Source organism: Leisingera sp. F5, assembly GCF_001593695.1.
In genome coordinates this window covers 1-1130 of record NZ_LUKH01001297.1, presented here as the reverse complement: position 1 = coordinate 1130, position 1130 = coordinate 1, and the positions used below count along the sequence as shown (strand labels likewise).

At 64.1% G+C, this 1130-nt stretch carries 2 protein-coding genes; both read left to right on the top strand.

The window, feature by feature from the left end; translation table 11 throughout:
* A partial coding sequence (locus tag A2I95_RS40920) for a tripartite tricarboxylate transporter substrate-binding protein (protein ID WP_291738016.1) occupies positions 1–436 on the top strand: 436 nt, incomplete at its 5' end.
* A gap of 68 nt (positions 437–504) precedes the next feature.
* Positions 505–1130, top strand: a 626-nt coding sequence (locus A2I95_RS40915; protein ID WP_291738015.1) for an aldehyde dehydrogenase family protein, incomplete at its 3' end; no start/stop codon positions are given.

The window sequence follows — 1130 nt, the reverse complement described above, 5'->3', positions numbered from 1 at the left end:
CGTCAAGATGGCCTATATCCCGACCAAAGGCGGCGGTGCGGCTGCGATGAAAGCCGTTATCGCTGGTGAGGTCATGGGCGGGGTCAACAACCTGTCCGATGCGTTCCGCGCACAAGCGGCGGGCAATGTCAGGATCCTCGGCGTCGCGGACCTCGCACGCTCCGAGTTCCTGCCCGATGTGCCCACCATGCAGGAACAAGGGCTGGAAGTGGACAACTCCTCGGTCAATTTCCGCGGTGTGATGGTCCCCAAGGGCACCCCGCAGGAGGTGATCGACCAGCTTGCCGCCACCGTGCCGGAAATGTTCGCCAACCCGCGTGTGGCCAAGAAGATGCAGGCCGGCGGATCGCCCATGCACATCATGACCCGCGATGAGGTCAAAGCGATGTGGGCCGCCCGCGAACAGACGCTCAAGGAACTTCTGGCCGGGCTCTGATCCCGCACCCCCTGGCCGAAACCCTCCGGGGCAGCCCCCTTGCCCCGGACAATCAATCGAGGAAAGACATGACCGCTCAGGACGCAATCGCCGTCGGCACTGCCGAGGTGAAACAGATCGTGGCGCGCGCGCGCACCGCTCAGCAGGCCTTCGAGGCCTGCGGCAGCCAGGCGCTATATGACAAGGCAGCTTTGGCGGCAGGCTGGGCCATCATGGAGCCCGCCCGCAACCGGTCCCTTGCCGCGCTTGCCGTTGAATCCACCGGCCTGGGCAACGTGCCGGACAAGATCACCAAGAACCACCGCAAAACGCTGGGACTGCTGCGCGACCTTGCAGACGTCCAGACCCACGGCATCATCAGCGACGATCCCGCGACCGGCATCACCGAAATCATGCGCCCCATCGGTGTGATCGGTGCGGTGGTCCCCTCGACCAACCCGGCGGCAACGCCGGCCAACAACATCATCAACGCGCTGAAAGGCGGCAATGCAATCGTCGTGGCCCCGTCGCCCAAGGGCGTCGCCTCCTGTGAATTGCTGCTGTCCTATATCCACGCCGAATTCGCCAAGCTGGAGCTGGATCCGGATCTGGTGCAGATGATCCCTGCACCCGGTTCCAAGGCCAAGACCCAGGCGCTGATGGAGGCCGCCGGGTCTGCACCCCAGTTGGCAATGGGTTCAAAACTGTCAGAAGA